Annotated in this window: 17 protein-coding genes; 4 read left to right on the top strand and 13 right to left on the bottom strand. The window is 38.2% G+C overall.

Annotated elements, in window-relative coordinates; genetic code table 11:
• Nucleotides 1–8: 8 nt before the first annotated feature.
• Complete coding sequence (locus tag F1560_RS03095; protein WP_149473174.1) at nt 9–755, bottom strand: alpha/beta hydrolase; 747 nt, start codon at nt 753–755, stop codon at nt 9–11.
• A gap of 114 nt (nt 756–869) precedes the next feature.
• Complete coding sequence (gene secG, locus F1560_RS03100; protein WP_149473175.1) at nt 870–1,103, bottom strand: preprotein translocase subunit SecG; 234 nt, start codon at nt 1,101–1,103, stop codon at nt 870–872.
• Nucleotides 1,104–1,266: 163 nt separating this feature from the next.
• On the opposite strand from secG, the gene F1560_RS03105 reads away from it, so the two are divergent.
• Nucleotides 1,267–2,178 (top strand): alpha/beta hydrolase, encoded by a 912-nt coding sequence (locus tag F1560_RS03105; RefSeq protein ID WP_149473176.1) that lies wholly within the window; start codon nt 1,267–1,269, stop codon nt 2,176–2,178.
• Between the two features lie 182 nt (nt 2,179–2,360).
• Nucleotides 2,361–4,073 carry a phosphoenolpyruvate--protein phosphotransferase gene (gene ptsP / locus F1560_RS03110; protein WP_149473210.1) on the top strand — a complete coding sequence of 571 codons (1,713 nt, stop codon included), beginning with the start codon at nt 2,361–2,363 and terminating at the stop codon, nt 4,071–4,073.
• Between the two features lie 37 nt (nt 4,074–4,110).
• On the opposite strand, the gene F1560_RS03115 is transcribed toward ptsP, so the two are convergent.
• The 10 genes from F1560_RS03115 to rpoN all read right to left on the bottom strand — a co-directional run bounded on the left by F1560_RS03115 (nt 4,111) and on the right by rpoN (nt 14,881).
• Complete coding sequence (locus F1560_RS03115; protein ID WP_246811902.1) at nt 4,111–4,698, bottom strand: nitroreductase family protein; 588 nt, start codon at nt 4,696–4,698, stop codon at nt 4,111–4,113.
• Nucleotides 4,699–4,772: 74 nt separating this feature from the next.
• Nucleotides 4,773–5,744 (bottom strand): nucleoside hydrolase, encoded by a 972-nt coding sequence (locus F1560_RS03120; RefSeq protein ID WP_149473177.1) that lies wholly within the window; start codon nt 5,742–5,744, stop codon nt 4,773–4,775.
• A 166-nt stretch (nt 5,745–5,910) separates the two neighbouring features.
• Nucleotides 5,911–7,197, bottom strand: coding sequence for a phosphopyruvate hydratase (gene eno / locus F1560_RS03125; RefSeq protein WP_149473178.1), 1,287 nt, complete (start codon nt 7,195–7,197; stop codon nt 5,911–5,913).
• 52 nt (nt 7,198–7,249) lie between these two features.
• Nucleotides 7,250–8,788 (bottom strand): 2,3-bisphosphoglycerate-independent phosphoglycerate mutase, encoded by a 1,539-nt coding sequence (gpmI, locus tag F1560_RS03130; protein ID WP_149473179.1) that lies wholly within the window; start codon nt 8,786–8,788, stop codon nt 7,250–7,252.
• Nucleotides 8,785–9,543: a triose-phosphate isomerase gene (gene tpiA, locus F1560_RS03135; protein ID WP_149473180.1), complete on the bottom strand. Its 759-nt coding sequence runs from the start codon at nt 9,541–9,543 to the stop codon at nt 8,785–8,787. Before tpiA ends, gpmI begins: the two co-directional genes overlap by 4 nt.
• A 41-nt stretch (nt 9,544–9,584) precedes the next feature.
• The gene (locus F1560_RS03140) at nt 9,585–10,766 is read right to left on the bottom strand and encodes a phosphoglycerate kinase (protein WP_149473181.1); all 1,182 of its coding nucleotides are present in this window, start codon (nt 10,764–10,766) and stop codon (nt 9,585–9,587) included.
• A 245-nt stretch (nt 10,767–11,011) separates the two neighbouring features.
• Nucleotides 11,012–12,019: a type I glyceraldehyde-3-phosphate dehydrogenase gene (gene gap, locus F1560_RS03145; RefSeq protein ID WP_149473182.1), complete on the bottom strand. Its 1,008-nt coding sequence runs from the start codon at nt 12,017–12,019 to the stop codon at nt 11,012–11,014.
• Nucleotides 12,020–12,057: 38 nt separating this feature from the next.
• On the bottom strand, nt 12,058–13,086 hold the full coding sequence (locus tag F1560_RS03150; protein ID WP_149473183.1) for a sugar-binding transcriptional regulator: 1,029 nt from the start codon (nt 13,084–13,086) through the stop codon (nt 12,058–12,060).
• A 261-nt stretch (nt 13,087–13,347) separates the two neighbouring features.
• Entirely contained in the window at nt 13,348–13,587 is a 240-nt protein-coding gene (locus F1560_RS03155; protein WP_149473184.1) for a glutaredoxin family protein, read from the bottom strand.
• Nucleotide 13,588: 1 nt separating this feature from the next.
• Nucleotides 13,589–14,881: an RNA polymerase factor sigma-54 gene (rpoN, locus tag F1560_RS03160; RefSeq protein ID WP_149473185.1), complete on the bottom strand. Its 1,293-nt coding sequence runs from the start codon at nt 14,879–14,881 to the stop codon at nt 13,589–13,591.
• Between the two features lie 177 nt (nt 14,882–15,058).
• Between rpoN and F1560_RS03165 the strand changes: the two genes are divergently transcribed.
• On the top strand, nt 15,059–15,925 hold the full coding sequence (locus F1560_RS03165; protein ID WP_149473186.1) for a YitT family protein: 867 nt from the start codon (nt 15,059–15,061) through the stop codon (nt 15,923–15,925).
• 194 nt (nt 15,926–16,119) lie between these two features.
• Entirely contained in the window at nt 16,120–16,929 is an 810-nt protein-coding gene (locus F1560_RS03170; RefSeq protein WP_149473187.1) for an alpha/beta fold hydrolase, read from the top strand.
• An 82-nt stretch (nt 16,930–17,011) separates the two neighbouring features.
• On the opposite strand, the gene F1560_RS03175 is transcribed toward F1560_RS03170, so the two are convergent.
• Entirely contained in the window at nt 17,012–17,881 is an 870-nt protein-coding gene (locus F1560_RS03175; protein ID WP_149473188.1) for a chemotaxis protein, read from the bottom strand.
• Between the last annotated feature and the right edge of the window lie 45 nt (nt 17,882–17,926).

A 17,926-nucleotide genomic window follows, 5' to 3' on the forward strand; every position in this document is an offset into this window, starting at 1 on the left:
AAATATAATCATTGCTTCCAATCCAAGCTCTCTAGGAATTGATAGATATCCTCATGGAGTTGTTCTTTCTCTTTATCCAACGTAATCACATGAGCCGATTCTTCATACCACGCCAACTCTTTCACATCGGATTCCACATTTTCATAAATGTAGGTTGCACTATCTGTATTAATCATCTTGTCCTGTCTAGCTTGTACAACAAATGTTGGCGTATAAATCGTGTCAATATTGTTTTTCACTTCCGTAATGGTTTTGGCCAAACCTTCAAAAACCTCTTTTGAATTTTCAACAAGTGATGCCACTTCACGTTCTATTGTTGCTTCATCCTTACCTTCCAGTTGCTTAAATTCCTTAGAGAAAGCTTTAAATCCTTGTGAAAGCTGTGTTTCATTATCGAAAAACATCGGCGCACACATTGGGATCATTGCTTTAATGCTCGTTGAATAAGCAAGCTTCAACCCTAAAACCCCTCCAAGTGAAAGGCCAGCTACAGCAATCTCTTCATAACCAAGATCCTTTAAGTGTTGCAATGCTTGATTAACATCTTCCCACCACTCGTCCGGATTGGACTTAATCAGTTCTTCGGGCGGTAGTCCGTGCCCCCTATAAATCGGCGCATGACTTGTATAACCTTTCTTTTCTAAGAACCTACCGAGCATTCTTACATCTGCGGTATGTCCTGTAAACCCGTGCAATAATAAGACAGCACGTGGTCCTGCTTCAAACGTAAATGGTTGTGGTAGTTTGATTTTCATTATTCTGCGACATCTCCTTACACGATCTTCTTTTTACTTTACCCTTTATGTACAACTATACAACATTTAAAACTAAAAAACCCTTATCACAGACTTGTGACAAGGGATTACTTCCTATTGTAATACATATGCACTTAGAAAAGCTAATAGAAAGAACAATACTCCAGTAACAATCGTTCCACGATGGAGAATTAAATCAATCCCACGTGCCTTTTGCTTACCAAATAATTGCTCTGCACCACCAGAGATAGCTCCAGAAAGTCCTGCGCTTTTTCCTGTTTGTAATAGCACTAACGCTATCATCACAATTGCATCAATTACTAATAATATGTTAACCAAACCTGCCATGTTTCACGACACCTCCTGCACCGACAATACCTATATGTTACTTTATCATATATCTTATAAAACTAGCAAGATAAATCATGTTTAATTTGCGTTAAATTTAGACGAAATAATAAATTCCCCCTAATATAAATATAGATAGTAAGAAATATTGGAGGGATTAGGAATGGAACACGCTTTCTGGCTAACAATGGAGGACGATACAGAGATTTATATAAAGAAATGGTTTAATGCAGAATCAACACCAAAAGCAGTGATTCAGCTGGCACATGGAATGGTGGAGCATATTGAACGATATAATGAATTTGCCAATTATTTAGTAGAGCAAGGCTTTTTCGTGTATGGTAATGACCACAGAGGGCATGGTAAAACAGGAGAAAGACAAGGTTTACAAGGGTATTTAGCTGATCAGGACGGTTTTGCGAAGACAACGAACGATCTCTATGAAATAACAGAGCAGATTATACGGGATCATCCAAATACTCCTATTTTTCTTTTTGGTCATAGTATGGGATCTTTTCTAACAAGAAACTATCTTCAAGCCCATAGTCAATTAATTGATGGTGTCATTCTTTCTGGTACCGGTTATTACTCGACAGCAGTTTCAGTTGTAGGTAAAGCACTGGCAAGCGTCTTACCGGCAAAAGAACAATCCAAGCTCATGAATCACCTTTCCTTTAGCAGCAATAATAAGAAAATAAAAGATAAAAAGAATGGATTTGAATGGTTATCAAGAGATGAGGCGATGGTTAAGCAATATGTGGATGATCCGTTTTCTGGGTTTATTCCAACTGGGAGATTTTTCTATGATTTATTGACAGGGATTCTTGCTATGCAACGCAGAAAGCAAAATCTATCCATACGTCAAGACCTTCCAATGCTGATTGTCAGTGGCGATGCAGACCCAGTAGGAGATTATACGAAAGGGATTTGGAAAACAGCTAATATATATGAAAAGGCTGGTTTAAAAGACATTACTGTTATGCTCTATAACGATGGAAGACATGAGTTATTAAATGAAATCAATCGGATGGAAATATTTGCTGATATAAATAAATGGATTGTGCTTCATTTGTAACAATCAATTGCTTGCAAGTACATTTACATGACGTTAAAATGAGTATGGAGCGTTTTTGGGCAAATAAGAAGGTATAAAACTTTCCTTTTGCATAAGTGCAACTAAGGCATTCGCTCAGGAGATCCTGGTAAATGCCAAGTTTTCTAATACTCTTTTATATTGAAAGGATTGACTCTAACAGCATGAAGAAAGTAAATGGAATAGCCGCATCTTCCGGTATTGCAATTGCAAAAGCTTATGAATTGAAAGCACCGGATTTATCGTTTGAAAAGGTTACAATTGAAGATACAGATAAAGAGATCGAACGACTTGATCAAGCTTTAGCAATATCCAAGCAAGAGTTAGAAAGAATTAAAGAGCATACAAGAAAAGAAATTGATGAAGAACATGCAGAAATTTTCTCTGCACATCTATTAGTTCTTAGTGACCCTGAGCTTGTTAACCCAATGAAGGACAAGATTACTACTGAGAAAGTTAATGCTGAAGCTGCTTTAGATGAAGTTGCAACGATGTTCATTGATATGTTTAAAGCAATGGATAATGAGTATATGCGCGAACGTGCTGCTGATATTCAAGATGTCACAAAGCGTGTGCTTGCACATTTACTAGGTGCCAATATCCCTGCTCCTGCTCTAATCAACGAGCAAGTAATTGTCATTGCGAATGATCTTACACCTTCAGATACAGCACAATTAAATCGTGAATTTGTAAAAGGGTTTGCAACAGATATTGGTGGACGTACTTCCCACTCTGCGATTATGGCGAGATCACTTGAAATACCTGCAGTAGTTGGAACTAAAGACATCACTTCTACAGTAGTAAAAGACGACATTATTATTGTTGATGGACTTGAAGGTACTGTAATCATCAACCCTACAGAAGAAGAAATAGAAGCGTATCGTAATAAACAAGAAGCTTTTGCTAAACAACAAGAGGAATGGGCAAAGCTTAAAGACGAACCTACTTTCTCTAGTGATGGCGAACAAGTTGAGCTTGCAGCTAATATCGGCACGCCTGACGATGTACAAGGTGTATTAAATAATGGCGGAGAAGGTGTCGGACTTTACCGTACAGAATTCCTATACATGGGTAAATCAGAGCTTCCTTCTGAAGATGAACAGTATGAGGCATATAAATCGGTACTCGAACAAATGGGTGATAAACCAGTTGTTGTAAGAACCTTGGATGTTGGTGGCGATAAAGAACTTGATTATTTAGATCTTCCAAAGGAAATGAATCCGTTTTTAGGCTTCCGGGCTATCCGATTCTGTTTGGAGAATGAGCATGTTTTCCGTCCTCAATTACGTGCATTATTACGTGCGAGTGCGCATGGAAACTTAAAAATTATGTTCCCTATGATTGCTACATTAGAAGAATTCCGTCAGGCGAAAGCAATTTTACTTGATGAGAAAGAATCCTTAGTAGCAGATGGCGTTAAGGTGTCTGATGATATTGAAGTTGGAATCATGGTAGAAATTCCTTCAACTGCTGTAATCGCTAAACAATTTGCGAAGGAAGTAGATTTCTTCAGTATTGGAACGAACGATTTAATCCAATATACAATGGCTGCAGACAGAATGAATGAACAGGTTTCTTACCTGTATCAACCATACCATCCTGCTATCCTTAACCTGGTTAACACAGTGATCGAAGCTGCACACCAGGAAGGTAAATGGGTCGGTATGTGTGGAGAAATGGCTGGAGATTCCATCGCAATTCCAATTTTACTTGGTCTTGGATTGGACGAGTTCAGCATGAGTGCAACCTCCATTTTACCAGCACGTACGCAAATCCTTAGCCTTTCGAAAGAAAAAATGGTTTCCTATAAAGAAGAGATACTAGCTATGGGAACTGCTGAAGAAGTTGTAGAATTCATTAAAGAAAAAACAGAATAAGCTTTTTTGATATAGCGCTTGGACTTTTGTCCGAGCGCTATTTTAGAATAAATTCCAACTTTTCTTCAATCGGACTTCTTCCTTTATCGCGTGGGATTTTTTCTGGATAGCCAATTTGCATGACGGCTGCAATTTTTACTTTCGTTTCATCTAAACCGATGCCTTTTATAAACTCCTTATCATGCATATAAGGTGTAATCGTCCACAACATACCCACCCCGAATTCCCATGCTGCAAGTTGTGCATTCTGGATAAACGCGCATACTGCTGCGTATTCTTCTTCATAACGAACGGGATCATCTTCTAATTCAAAGTAAATGAGTGCATGATGTGGAATATCCAGAAGAAACGTTGTCATCGAAGCAATCATTTTCTCTGTTTTCGGGTCATTATTCTGTTTGATCATGCCCATTCGTTGGTAACTTTGTATAATTGCCTCAACAAAATCCCGTTTTCCTTTTCCCTGATATATTTTAATTCTCCATGGCTCTTTCATATAATGCGTAGGAGCATAAGATCCATATGTAAATATTTTTTTCAATAGTGTTTGGTCTACTTCTTGCTGTTTAAAGGAATGAATAGTTCTGCGTTCTTTAATTGTTTTTAAAATATCGATTTTAATCACCTCTTATTCTTTTAGGTTAGCATAAAAAAACATAAAAGCGATAGCTAAACCCTTATCACTTTTATGTATTAATGTCACTCGAAACGCTGACCTGACATGACGGTCATAAAACGCGTATAGAACTTTGGATAATCGAGTCCAAAGGCGATACGATGGGTTCGTACCTCCTCCTCTGCTTCCGCCCCCATATTACCGTATGGACGAATATCAGCTATGCTTTGCCCTCTCTCTGTCCCTTCTCGAGCCTGAACAATCTGCACAGGTAGATTTTGAAAAGTGAACATATCTTCTTGGTTAATCGCCATTAATGTGAGCACATCGTGAAGGGGACTACCTTGGATATACGGATCCCTATCCTTATAGTAATCGTAATAGTAATCCAATAAGGTTTTTACAATTGGAAGGTCGCCTACCTGATCAATATAATCTACCATTTCTGGTGTAGCGATTGCTTGCTGAGTTACATTCAAGGGAATAATTGTAACGTTATCAGCGTTTGATAATACTAAATGAGCAGCAACTGGATCTCCATGAAAATTCGCTTCTGAGACGGCCGTTACATTCCCTGGAACCCAAAATGCCCCTCCCATTATATAATAGCTTTTTACCTTTCTCATTAAATCCTGATACAATAAAAACATTGTAGCAAGTGATGTTAAACGGCCGATGTTAACGATGACTAATTCATCCTGATATCGCTCAATTATTTCCACAATATCGTGGAAATTTTCACTGATTCCATCTTGTCCATCCGGATCAGGTATAATTGGTCCGAGTCCGTATTCTCCATGAATTTCTGGAACATAGACAGGTGGTTCTCCTGTCATTGGTATTTCAGCCCCAGCAATGATTTGGACATCTTCAATTTCCTTGGAATCAAATAGGCTTCTTACATACTGAATGTTTGCTAGTGCATTTTCCCTTGAAATATTTCCATAATCTGCAACCAGCCCAACAATATCAATATCATCATTCATATATGCATAGAGAATTGCAATTGTATCATCAATGCCAATATCACCAAAAAGCAATACTTTTTTAGCCATGTAAGCCCCTCTCTCTGTAAGATAATTACATTTAGTTAACTGTATTACCAATGATACCTATCTATGCCTTGATTTTTATAAAACCACCTTTTGACGAATATTTTAGTTGCACTTTTTACCCATAAAAAATAAGAGGCAGATTTCTCCGCCTCTTATTGATAATTTATTATTTTTTCAAGTTATAAAATGCAGTCAATCCTGCATATTCACCCATACCAGCCAATTCATCTTCAATGCGAAGTAATTGGTTGTATTTCGCTACACGATCAGTACGTGAAGGTGCACCTGTTTTAATTTGTCCTGCATTTGTTGCAACAGCAATGTCAGCGATTGTAGCATCTTCTGTTTCACCAGAGCGGTGAGAGATTACTGCTGTATATCCTGCGCGTTTTGCCATTTCAATTGCTTCGAATGTTTCAGTTAGCGTTCCAATTTGGTTCACTTTAATAAGGATTGAGTTTCCGATACCTTTTTCAATTCCTTGAGAAAGCTTCTCCGTGTTTGTAACAAATAGGTCATCTCCTACTAATTGTACACGGTCACCAATACGCTCTGTCAATAATTTGAAGCCTTCCCAGTCATTTTCATCAAGACCATCTTCAATGGAAACGATTGGGTATTTATTAATCATTTCTTCATACCAGTCAACCATTTCTGCAGATGTACGTACGACACCTTCACCTTTTAGGTTATATTTTCCATCTTCATAGATTTCAGATGCCGCAACATCCATTGCAAGCTTGATTTCTTCACCTGGTTTATAGCCAGCCGCTTCAATTGCTTCCATAATTGTTTGCAATGCTTCCTCGTTGGAACCAAGGTTTGGTGCGAAACCACCTTCATCACCAACTGCAGTGTTCAATCCTTTTTCACTTAGTACTTTTTTCAATGCGTGGAAAATTTCTGCACCAGTACGTAATGCTTCTTTAAACGTAGGAGCTCCTACAGGCATAATCATGAACTCTTGGATATCAACGTTATTATCCGCATGCTCCCCACCATTTACAATGTTCATCATTGGTGTTGGTAGCACCTTGGCATTAAATCCACCTAGGTAGTTGTATAAAGGAACTTCAAGGTAGCTTGCTGCTGCATGAGCTGCTGCCATAGAAACACCTAAGATAGCGTTAGCACCTAATTTTCCTTTATTTTCTGTTCCATCAAGGTCAATTAGCAAAGCATCGATAATGTTTTGACGTGTAACATCCAGGCCAATTAGTTCTGGTGCGATAATGTCATTTACATTTTCAACTGCTTTTAAGACACCTTTCCCTAAGTAACGGTCTTTGTCACCATCACGTAATTCAACAGCTTCATACTCACCAGTTGAAGCACCACTTGGAACTAATGCAGAACCGAATGCACCGGATTCTGTAAAAATTTCTACTTCAACCGTTGGGTTCCCACGTGAATCTAATACTTCTCTAGCGTAAACGTCTGTAATGTATGGCATTAAAATCTCTCCTTTTTTACCTATTGATTGTAATTTTTCTTGGTTATTATTTTTATTTAATAATTAGTGATTCTCCAGTCATTTCTTCTGGTTTGGCAACATCTAATAAATCCAATAAAGTTGGTGATAGGTCTGCTAAAATACCACCATCGCGTAATTGAATATTATCTTTTGTAACAATCACTGGTACCGGATTGGTAGTGTGCGCAGTCATTGGATTGCCATCCAATGTAACAACTTCATCCGAGTTACCATGGTCTGCGGTAATAATGGCATTTCCACCAAGTTCTACAATTTTGTCAACAATTTTTCCTAAGCATTGATCAACTGCTTGAATGGCATCAATTGTTGGTTGTAGCTTACCTGAATGACCAACCATATCTGGGTTGGCAAAGTTTAAAATAATGGCATTCTGTTCGCCTTTATCAAGCTCTTCAAGAAGCGCATCCGTTACTTCATAGGCACTCATTTCAGGTTTTAAATCGTATGTTGCAACTTTTGGCGAATCAATCAGAATCCGTTTTTCACCAGGGAATTCCTGTTCACGTCCACCACTCATGAAAAAGGTTACGTGTGGATATTTTTCGGTCTCAGCGATGCGCAGCTGCTTCAAATTATTCTGAGCAAGCACTTCGCCTACCGTATTATCCAGGTTGATTGGTTCATAAGCAACAAAACCATTCACCGTCTCACTGAAATTCGTCAGCATAACAAAGTCCAAGTCTTTTGGAACATTTTCACCTCGATCAAAATCACGGAAATCTGCATTTGCAAATGTACGTGAAATCTGGATCGCTCTGTCAGGACGGAAGTTATAGAAAATAATCGAATCGTTATCTTGGATTTGCCCAACAGGATCATCGTTCTCATCTACAATAACCGAAGGAATAACGAATTCATCGTAAATTCCATTTTCATAATTATCTTGAACAACATCCATCGCGTGTTTATATCTTGGTCCTTTTCCTTGAACCATCGCTTCATAGGACTTTTGAACACGATCCCAGCGCTTATCACGGTCCATGGAATAATACCTTCCAGAAACAGTGGCAATTTCACCAATTCCTAGCTCGCGGATCTTTTCCTCGGTTTCTGCAATATAGTTACCTGCAGTTTGTGGGCCGACGTCTCGACCATCTAGAAATGCATGTATATATACTTTTTCTAAACCATTATCCTTTGCTAGCTTTAATAACGCGAATAAATGATTGATATGACTATGCACACCACCATCAGATAACAATCCAAATAAGTGAAGTGCCTTATCATTCGTTTTCGCATGGTGAATCGATCTGAGAAAAGCTTCGACCTTGAAAAAGTCTCCTTCTTCAATGGACATATTCACACGTGTTAAACTTTGATAAACAACGCGACCAGCACCAATATTCAAATGGCCTACTTCAGAATTCCCCATTTGGCCTTCAGGTAATCCTACGGCGTTTCCACTTGCGATCAATTGATTATGGGCATATTTCTCCCAATATCGATCAAAGTTAGGTGTACTTGCTTGTTTGACTGCATTTCCCATCACTTCATCACGAATCGCATATCCATCCAAAATGATTAATGCAGCTAATTTATTTTGAGTCATTTCGTACCTGCCTCCACAAGCTGTAGAAAGGAATCAGCTTCTAGACTTGCCCCACCGACTAAGGCACCATCAATATCGGACTGTGCAAGTAATTCCTCTATATTTGAAGGTTTTACACTACCACCATATTGAATGACAACTTTTTCAGATGTATCTTCTGTTGTCACTTCTTTAATTACCTGGCGGATATGTGCACAAACTTCATTCGCATCTTCACTAGATGCAGTTTTTCCTGTTCCAATTGCCCAGATTGGCTCATAAGCAATAATTGTGTTAGCTACTTGTTCATTTGAAAGGCCTTCTAGCGCTTTTTTCACTTGTGATGCAACATGATCCATTGTTTGATTTGCTTCACGTTGCTCTAACGTTTCACCAACACATACGATTGGAGTAAGCTCATGCTTGAATGCCGCATGTGTCTTCTTATTTACGGTTTCATCTGTCTCCGCAAATAATTCACGTCGCTCGGAATGACCTAGTACAACGTGAGTCACACCAAGGTCTTGTAGCATGACAGGACTTACTTCTCCTGTAAATGCACCATTTTCTTCAAAATGCATATTTTGCGCTGCTACATGTACTTTCGTTCCATTTGTTTTTTCAACTAAGGAAGAAAGATATGGAAACGGCGCACATACAATCGCTTCTACTTGGTCGCTATCAGGAACACTACCAACAACTTCATCAACAAATCCGTTTGCTTCTGATAGAACCTTATTCATTTTCCAATTTCCAGCAATTACTTTTTTACGCATTGTTTCACCCCTCAAGTTAATTCGTATCGATACAGGATAGCCTACTTATCATTTAAAGCAGCTACACCTGGTAAAGTTTTTCCTTCCATGAATTCCAAGGAAGCTCCTCCACCAGTGGACACATGATCCATATCATCTGCAAGATCAAATTTCTCAACAGCTGCTGCCGAATCTCCTCCACCAATAATGGAGTAACCCTCTGTTTCAGCTAAAGCCTCTGCTACTGCTTTCGTTCCACCAGCAAATGGATTCAATTCAAATACACCCATTGGTCCGTTCCAAAGAATTAGTTTCGATTCAGCTACAAGCCCGCTGTAGATTTCTCTTGACTTCGGTCCAATATCCAATGCTTCCCAATCAGCAGGAATTTCGTTGATGTCAACAATTTTTGTGTTTGCTGATTCAGAGAAATCATCTGCAACAACTACATCAACTGGAAGAACAAAGTTAACTCCTTTTTCTTCGGCTTTCTTGATGAATTCTAGAGCAAGTTCCATTTTATCTTCCTCTAATAAGGATTTTCCAATTTCATGCCCTTGTGCTTTGATAAATGTATAGGCAAGTCCTCCACCAATGATCAGATTATCTACTTTTTCTAATAGATTATCGATTACATTAATTTTATCCTTTACCTTCGCTCCACCAATTATTGCAGTAAATGGTCGCTCTGGAGTTTCAAGTGCATTTCCAAGAACCTGTATTTCTTTTTCCAATAAGTAGCCAGCTGCTGCTGGAAGCTTTTCTGCAACACCAGTTGTAGATGCATGCGCACGGTGTGCTGCACCAAATGCATCGTTTACGTAAAGGTCTGCCATATCAGCAAATGCTTGTACTAACCCGGCATCATTTTTTTCCTCTCCAGCTTCAAATCGAACATTTTCGATTAATAGTACATCGCCAGCTTGCAAGGAGGCAATCGCTTCGTTTACTTCTTCACCGTAAACAGAATCTGTTTTCACTACTTGTTTTCCAATTAAATTGCTTAAATGCTTGGCAACAGGGTCCAAACGTAAATCTTCCACTACTTTGCCTTTTGGTCGTCCAAGATGACTTGCCAAAATGACAATAGCACCTTGCTCGGTCAAATAATTGATTGTCGGCAATGCCGCTCTAATTCTCGTATCATCCGTAATCTCTCCATCTTTCAATGGAACATTAAAATCGACACGGCAAAATACTTTTTTTCCTTTTACGTCAAGGTCTTGAAGTGTTTTTTTATTCATGATTAAACCCTCCTCATTTCTGCCTATGTAACCTATTCATTAACATAGGTTGTTCGATTACGTGTTTCGTAATCATTATATACTAACAAGCACTTTAGCGCTTGTTAAAGTATTTTTAGAAAACGTGGCATTTGCAAGCTCTTAAGCAAATGCCTTAGTTGCACTTATGCAGATAATAAAGTTTAAACTTTATTATCTGCGAAAAAACGGAGAAGGAATGGGTATCCTCCTCCGCTTCAATTGTCTTATAGTCCTTGTTTTTTCATGTATGCAGCTAAGTCTATACAACGTGCAGAGTATGCCATTTCATTATCATACCAAGACACAACTTTAACGAAGTTATCTTCCATAACCATTGTAGAAAGTCCATCAACAATAGAAGAGTGTGCATTTCCAACAATATCCGTAGATACTAATGGAGCTTCACTGTACTCTAGTACACCTTTCAATGGTCCTTCAGCAGCTTCTCTGAATGCATTATTAATGTCTTCAGCAGTTACTGTTTTGTCTAACTCTGCTACTAAGTCAACTAATGAACCGTCTGGAGTTGGAACACGAACAGCCATACCATTTAGTTTACCTTTTAATTCAGGTAATACTAAGCTAACAGCTTTTGCAGCACCAGTTGTTGTAGGAATGATGTTTTCAGCAGCTGCACGTGCACGACGGTAATCTTTATGTGGTAAATCAAGAATTTGCTGATCATTTGTATACGAGTGAATTGTAGTCATTAATCCACGCTTAATTCCGAATGTATCGTTCAATACTTTCGCGAAAGGAGCTAAGCAGTTTGTTGTACAAGATGCATTCGAAACGATGTTGTGCTTGCTTGGGTCGTATTGATCATCGTTAACACCCATAACAATTGTTAAATCTTCGTTGTTTGCAGGTGCAGAGATAATTACTTTTTTCGCTCCAGCATCAATGTGTTTTTGTGCATCTTCTGCATTTGTGAAACGTCCTGTAGATTCAATAACAACTTCTACACCTAAGTCTCCCCAGCCTAATTGTGCAGGATCACGTTCAGATAGAACTTTGATTTCTTTCCCGTCTACAACGATATTCGAACCATTTACTGTAATTTCTTCTTTTAGACGTCCGTGTACTGAATCATATTTTAATAGATGTGCAAGCATATTTGCATCTGTTAAATCGTTTACTGCAACTACCTCTACTTCATCATTTAATAATGATTGACGAAATACGTTACGTCCTATTCTTCCAAATCCATTAATACCAACTTTAACTGCCATGTATTATTCCTCCTAGAAATTCATTTTAATTGATATATTTAAAGAGGGAACCCTCTCAATATCTGTTCTGCTGCTCCTTGGTCCGTTATTAGCAAATCACTTCTACCTCGTTTGAAATATGATGCAATTGCTACTCCCTTGGATTTACCTCCAGCAACGGTAATAACATTATCTACGTTGTCCAAATCTTCCAGCTGTATTCCTACTGTTTTCACTTTATGGACGACATTACCTGCCTGGTCAAAATAATAACCGAATGCTTCACTCGCAGCATCCTTTTCCTTCAATAAGGTGATGACGTGTTCTCGTGTCCTTCTACGCTCTGCCATTTTCAACGCATCTCCAACCCCATGAATAACAATATCAGCACCTTTAATGCGCTGTATCACCTCCATAATAGACGGTTCATTGATGAGCGTTTCGTACGTATTGTCACTGATTGGATCTGGAACATATAATTGTCGATATTCTCCACCGACCTTTTTTGCCATCTCTTCCACAATCCTGCTAGCCTGGTTTTCAGCCTTTTCACCAATCCCGCCACGGGCAGGAACAAATAGAAATTCACTTTCCTTATTTAAGGAGGTCATCGCTTCAGCTACAGCAGCCATTGTAGTACCACCTGTTACAGCAATCGTATTTTGTTTACCAACGATTTTTTTCAGTGAGGCGATACAAGCCTTTCCCATTTCCTTTTGGACCCAAGTATCATCATCACTATCACCTGGGACAACAACTACGTGATCTACCTGTAATATTTCCTTAATTTGTTCTTCTAAAACATGTAACCCTGTTAGATCGCCAATAAACTTTGCAAGCTGCTCTAATATTACTTTTCCCTCATTTGTAATATACATTCCTCTTGCTGTTACCTCAATTAAACCTTGTTCATGTAGAAAATCGACCTCCCCACGGACATGTCTTTCTGTGAGATTCGTGTTTTCTGCTAAACCTCTTCTGCCAATCGGCTGGAATAAATCTACACTATGTAACAATGCATATCGTTGCTGCATGATTTCCAAGAGGTCAGGAACAAGCTTTTGCTGCAGACCAATTAAAGCTTTCATTTAAAGGCTCTCCTTCTTTGGGTCATAAATAGTCCCGGTAGGATATATTATGTCCCGGTTACATTTTCATTATAACATAATCAGAAAGTTATACAAATAAAAACACCCAAAACTTTTACATGTATTTTTGAAACAATCCATACTTTACAATTCCCAAAGGGTAAAATCATAAACAAGAAAGAACTTGTTTCTTTGTTAAAGAATCTTTACTTTTAGACGCAAAAAAACCGTCTCATTGTAACGTTAATGAGACGGTGCTTTCTACTGTTTTAAAAATAACTTTTCAATCGATTCATAACTTATTCCTTCACCATATAACTGCTTGCCATTCATCTCAATCACCGGGATTTCCAATTGAAATTTTGCAAGCCATTCATCGTTTGTATAAATATCTCTTTTTTCCAACTCAAATGGATGCGTTTCCATAAATAAAGATAATAATAACTCCGCTTCATCACATAAGGTACAAGTTTCCTTCGTGTATAAAATAACATGCTGCATGTTAGTTCCTCCTGTTTTCTTTTCTCTTAATTGACGAAGGAATCCGTAGTTGATCACGGTATTTCATTACGGTTCGTCTTGCTACATCAATATGAAATTCGTTCTTCAGCTTTCTTTTTATCGCTTCGTCTGACAATGGCTTCTGTTTATCCTCATGGATGATCATTTCTTTCATTAACTGTTTAATGGCGAATGAAGCAGTCGTGCCGTTCTCGTTCTTAAGTCCACGTTGCAGAAAAAACTTTAGTGGAAGAACACCATGTGTTGTTTGAACGTATTTCTGACTGATTGCTCTACTTATCGTTGAGATGTGAAGTCCTAGCTCTTCTGCAATCTCTCTTAATGTAAGTGGTTGGATCATATATGTCCCATGTTCAAAAAATAGATACTGCTTTTCCATAATCTTTCGGATTACTTCTTCAATCGTGTTCCCTCTATAACCAATAGCCTGCTGTAATTGTTCAATTTCCTTGTACTTTTCCTTTAAATAAGCAGCCGCTTCATTAGCAGGATCATTTAAATGGTTATAGGTAGGATTGAGTGTTATTTTCGGTGTGGACCAACGATAAAAAGACAGTTTCCATTCACCATCTTCTTTATAAATTGATGCTTCTGGAATAATATAGTCTGGTTCAGGTGGTTCTAATAATTTTCCCGGTTTTGGATGGCATAGCTTGATACTTTCAATGATAGAATCGGCTTCTTGCGTAACTATTCCATATAATTCACTTATTGCTTCCACATCTGCATTCGCAACTAGTTCTAAATGATTTTCTAATAAATCTGCTATAAATGGCTCGATGCTATTTGCTTGCTTTAACTGTAGTAAAATACACTCCTGAAGATTTCTTGCACCAATTCCAGATGGTTCTAGTGATTGGATTTTCTCCAAAGCATATTCCACATTTTCGATTGTCGTCTCACATTTACTTGCCCACTCTTCCAATGCAATTTCAAGGTAACCATCTTCATTAAGTGAATCAATCCCAAATTCAATAATTGGTTTTAAACTATCCGGGTATGAAATGGTAAATAATTGCGACTTTAACTGATCGTACAAAGACATTTCCGCGGTATTCATTTCTCCAATGGAAAATGTATTTGATGAAGCTGGTCGATATTGCACCCAATCCATATCAGCGTCCACTTCCTCGATTAGTGGATTTTCTTTAGCTACTTCTTTTATATACTCCATCAGCTCTCCACTTGAGAATTGCAAGATATTGATCGACTGTACAAGTGACTGATTCATTTTCCACTGTAAAGACTGATTTAAGCTAAGCTTTTGTTTCATGCATAACACCCCTTTGTTGATGCACTCTCCTTCTATTTTGCCATTAAATGTTGTGAAAGTCATCTAGCTATACATTAAAGCATGCAAAATTGGTAAAAATAGCTATATTGGCTAAGATATTTATGGGAAATCTAAAAAATGTTAATTCGATTCGATGTCAAAAGGATGTTTTATATAATGACTGGAACGAAAAAAAAGGAAAGCTTAGTACATCTTATTCGCCGTTATTTTATGTTGGTTGTTGGTGCGACCATTGCAGCAGTAGCTCTGGACCTCTTTCTTATACCTAATGCCATCATTGATGGAGGGGTCATTGGTATTTCATTGTTAATAAATTACCTAACTGGTATGGGCTTTGGGATACTGGTCTTAATTATCAATATTCCATTTCTTCTTTCTGGCTATAGAAGACTCGGAAAAGGTTTTTTAATCGCTTCCCTTTTTAGTATTGTCACATTAGCTATCGCTGAACGATTCTTACACCATATCGAGCCAATTACAGATGAACCGTTATTAGCAACCGTATTTGGTGGGTTAATTTTGGGAGCTGGTGTCGGTATTGTCATCCGAAATGCTGGTGCATTAGATGGAACAGAAATACTCGGTATTATAATTAGCAAAACTTTTCCCTTCTCTGTAGGCGAGTTTGTCATGTTTATTAACATTTTTATTTTTGCATGGGCTGGGTTTATTCTTGGCTGGGAGCAAGCAATGCTATCCATCCTTACCTATTACATAGCCTCTAAGACCATTGATATTGTCGGCCAGGGAATTCTCAACGAAACAAAAGCTGCCCTGATTGTATCCGATGTATCGGCCGATATTGCCGATCAAATTGAAGAGTCGCTAAAGCGCGATGTTACCAAATTATACGGTCAACATAATCATCGTGAAGCAGATACACAGGTCCTCTATGTTATTATTACTAGACTTGAAGTTGCTAAACTAAAACAGATTGTATTTGACTCCGATCCAAGAGCCTTCACGACCATTATGGATACACAGGAGGTTCATGGTGGACGCTTTAAGACAACGGCACATTAAGTCCAATAATAATCGAAGGTTGACCACAGTTAGATCGGTCAACCTTTTTCAAGTTCTATTCCATCCCAATAACCCTTTCCCTCTTCGGACCATTTTATATTTGCAACATAGTCATCTCCAAAAACAAATGAACATACGATTTATATGAAGGAGCGAATATGTTTGGACAAAAATGATACGTAGGAGGGGTTATTATTCCGTATGTAGAAGTTGATTCCAAGACGAAGTTATTTTATGAGGATCAAGGAGAAGGACAGACCATTATCTTTATCCATGGCGTGATGATGAGTAGTAAATTCTTTCATAAACAACTCGATCATTTCAGTAAGAAACATCGCACCATCGCTTTAGACCTTCGTGGTCATGGACAATCACCAAAGGTAGATCATGGTCATACGGTTGCACAATATGCAAGGGATCTAAAAGCTTTCATTGAGAAATTAGCTTTAACAGATGTCATTCTTATCGGCTGGTCAATGGGAGCTTTTGTTGTTTGGGATTACATCAATCAATTTGGAACAGACAATGTTAAAGGAATAACGGTTGTGGATCAATCAGCTTCTGATTACATCTGGCCCGACTGGGAATTCGGTGCCTTTGATTTCCAGACAATTGCCAGTGTCGTGCAAGCGATTCAAGAAGATCAAGAGACCTTTAACAGCAATTTCATCTATGGAATGTATAAAGAAAAACCAGATCCAAAGGAGTTTACTTGGATATTACAGGAAATGAATAAGTTACCCGCATCTATTGCGAGTACCATTGTATTTAATCAAACTGCGGTCGATTATCGGGAGACACTTTCCAATGTAACAGTTCCTGCATTAATTTGCTTTGGCACCGTTGGCTTCTTTCCGATTGAAGCTGGTGACTTTATTAAGGTAAGAACGCCACACGCCAAACTTATTCCGTTTGAAAATAGCAGCCATCTGTTATTCCTTGAAGAAACGGAAAAGTTTAACCGTGAATTAGAAGTATTTATTAGCAGTTTACCAGTGAAATGAGTGAGAAGGGGAGTAGCTTTTATCAAGACCTCCCCTTCTATATATTAGAACTATTTCCCTCGGAAGTCGGATGAAAGATTTATTAACTATAACTTTCAACTCGATTAATAGCTTTCCACGTTCTCACTAAACCATCAACAATCGGCGTAATCACTTCAGCGTCACTATCATAATTTTGATGGGACAACGGATTCCAGCTCGTTAATAAACCCCCAGCATTCACGGAAACATCTTTCGTAACCGCTTGTTCGTATGCTTCATTTATTCCTTTTAACGGAAAAGCTAGTACATCATCTTTATCATAGAAGTTCAGCCACTCGCCTTGGATAGCTGGATAAAATTTAGATATCATTGGTGATGGAACCGTAATTGGAGATCCAAAGTTAATGTAACGCAATGTCCATAAAGCCATCGGGCTTCCCATTGTATAGAACAGGGTTAATGTTTCACATTGCTCTATTGGTGAATTACTTGTACACTTCACTGTTTCGAGTCCCATGTTTTCTCGCTTAAATTGCAGATCATAAAAGTAATTACTTGCAATAATAGAACCTAGACTTTGACTGATAACACATAAGGGAGCTTGTGCCCCAGCCTTTTCTTTTAGTTTATTTATCGACGTAGCAACAAGCGAATGAACTTTATCGTAATTTTGATTCCCTAAAGCTGTTGGTTGATAGGCTATTGCATCTGCTAAAAATTCAATGACAAACCGTCTCAATCTAGAATAATTTAAGTCGCTGTTTTCTTGTAACCTTTTCCACAATTCCGTTTGTTCCGGTTCGAAAACGGATGACCAGAATACCGGTTCAAACACTAATTCCCGCTCCGCATTTTTCATAGATAGTTTTTTTGCAAAAGCTTTCGTAATATGTGTAATAATTTCATCTGCAAAATTTTCCTTAGGAGTACCTGCACCGTGAATAACTGCAATCGCAATTTTTTGCGTCATCGGAAACCCTCCTCTGAAATCGTTATATTTATCGTACTTGAAATA

Source organism: Oceanobacillus polygoni (genome assembly GCF_008304605.1).
GTDB classification, from domain to species: Bacteria; Bacillota; Bacilli; order Bacillales; family Amphibacillaceae; genus Oceanobacillus; species Oceanobacillus polygoni.

Coding starts and splice junctions, on each gene's coding strand:
- eno (WP_149473178.1), bottom strand. CDS start 7,197: ATGCCATACATTACAGACGTTTACGCTAGAGAAGTATTAGATTCACGT.
- gap (WP_149473182.1), bottom strand. CDS start 12,019: ATGGCAGTTAAAGTTGGTATTAATGGATTTGGAAGAATAGGACGTAAC.
- F1560_RS03140 (WP_149473181.1), bottom strand. CDS start 10,766: ATGAATAAAAAAACACTTCAAGACCTTGACGTAAAAGGAAAAAAAGTA.
- F1560_RS03120 (WP_149473177.1), bottom strand. CDS start 5,744: ATGGCTAAAAAAGTATTGCTTTTTGGTGATATTGGCATTGATGATACA.
- F1560_RS03175 (WP_149473188.1), bottom strand. CDS start 17,881: ATGACGCAAAAAATTGCGATTGCAGTTATTCACGGTGCAGGTACTCCT.
- F1560_RS03165 (WP_149473186.1), top strand. CDS start 15,059: ATGACTGGAACGAAAAAAAAGGAAAGCTTAGTACATCTTATTCGCCGT.
- ptsP (WP_149473210.1), top strand. CDS start 2,361: ATGAAGAAAGTAAATGGAATAGCCGCATCTTCCGGTATTGCAATTGCA.
- rpoN (WP_149473185.1), bottom strand. CDS start 14,881: ATGAAACAAAAGCTTAGCTTAAATCAGTCTTTACAGTGGAAAATGAAT.
- F1560_RS03150 (WP_149473183.1), bottom strand. CDS start 13,086: ATGAAAGCTTTAATTGGTCTGCAGCAAAAGCTTGTTCCTGACCTCTTG.
- tpiA (WP_149473180.1), bottom strand. CDS start 9,543: ATGCGTAAAAAAGTAATTGCTGGAAATTGGAAAATGAATAAGGTTCTA.
- secG (WP_149473175.1), bottom strand. CDS start 1,103: ATGGCAGGTTTGGTTAACATATTATTAGTAATTGATGCAATTGTGATG.
- gpmI (WP_149473179.1), bottom strand. CDS start 8,788: ATGACTCAAAATAAATTAGCTGCATTAATCATTTTGGATGGATATGCG.
- F1560_RS03155 (WP_149473184.1), bottom strand. CDS start 13,587: ATGCAGCATGTTATTTTATACACGAAGGAAACTTGTACCTTATGTGAT.
- F1560_RS03095 (WP_149473174.1), bottom strand. CDS start 755: ATGAAAATCAAACTACCACAACCATTTACGTTTGAAGCAGGACCACGT.
- F1560_RS03105 (WP_149473176.1), top strand. CDS start 1,267: ATGGAACACGCTTTCTGGCTAACAATGGAGGACGATACAGAGATTTAT.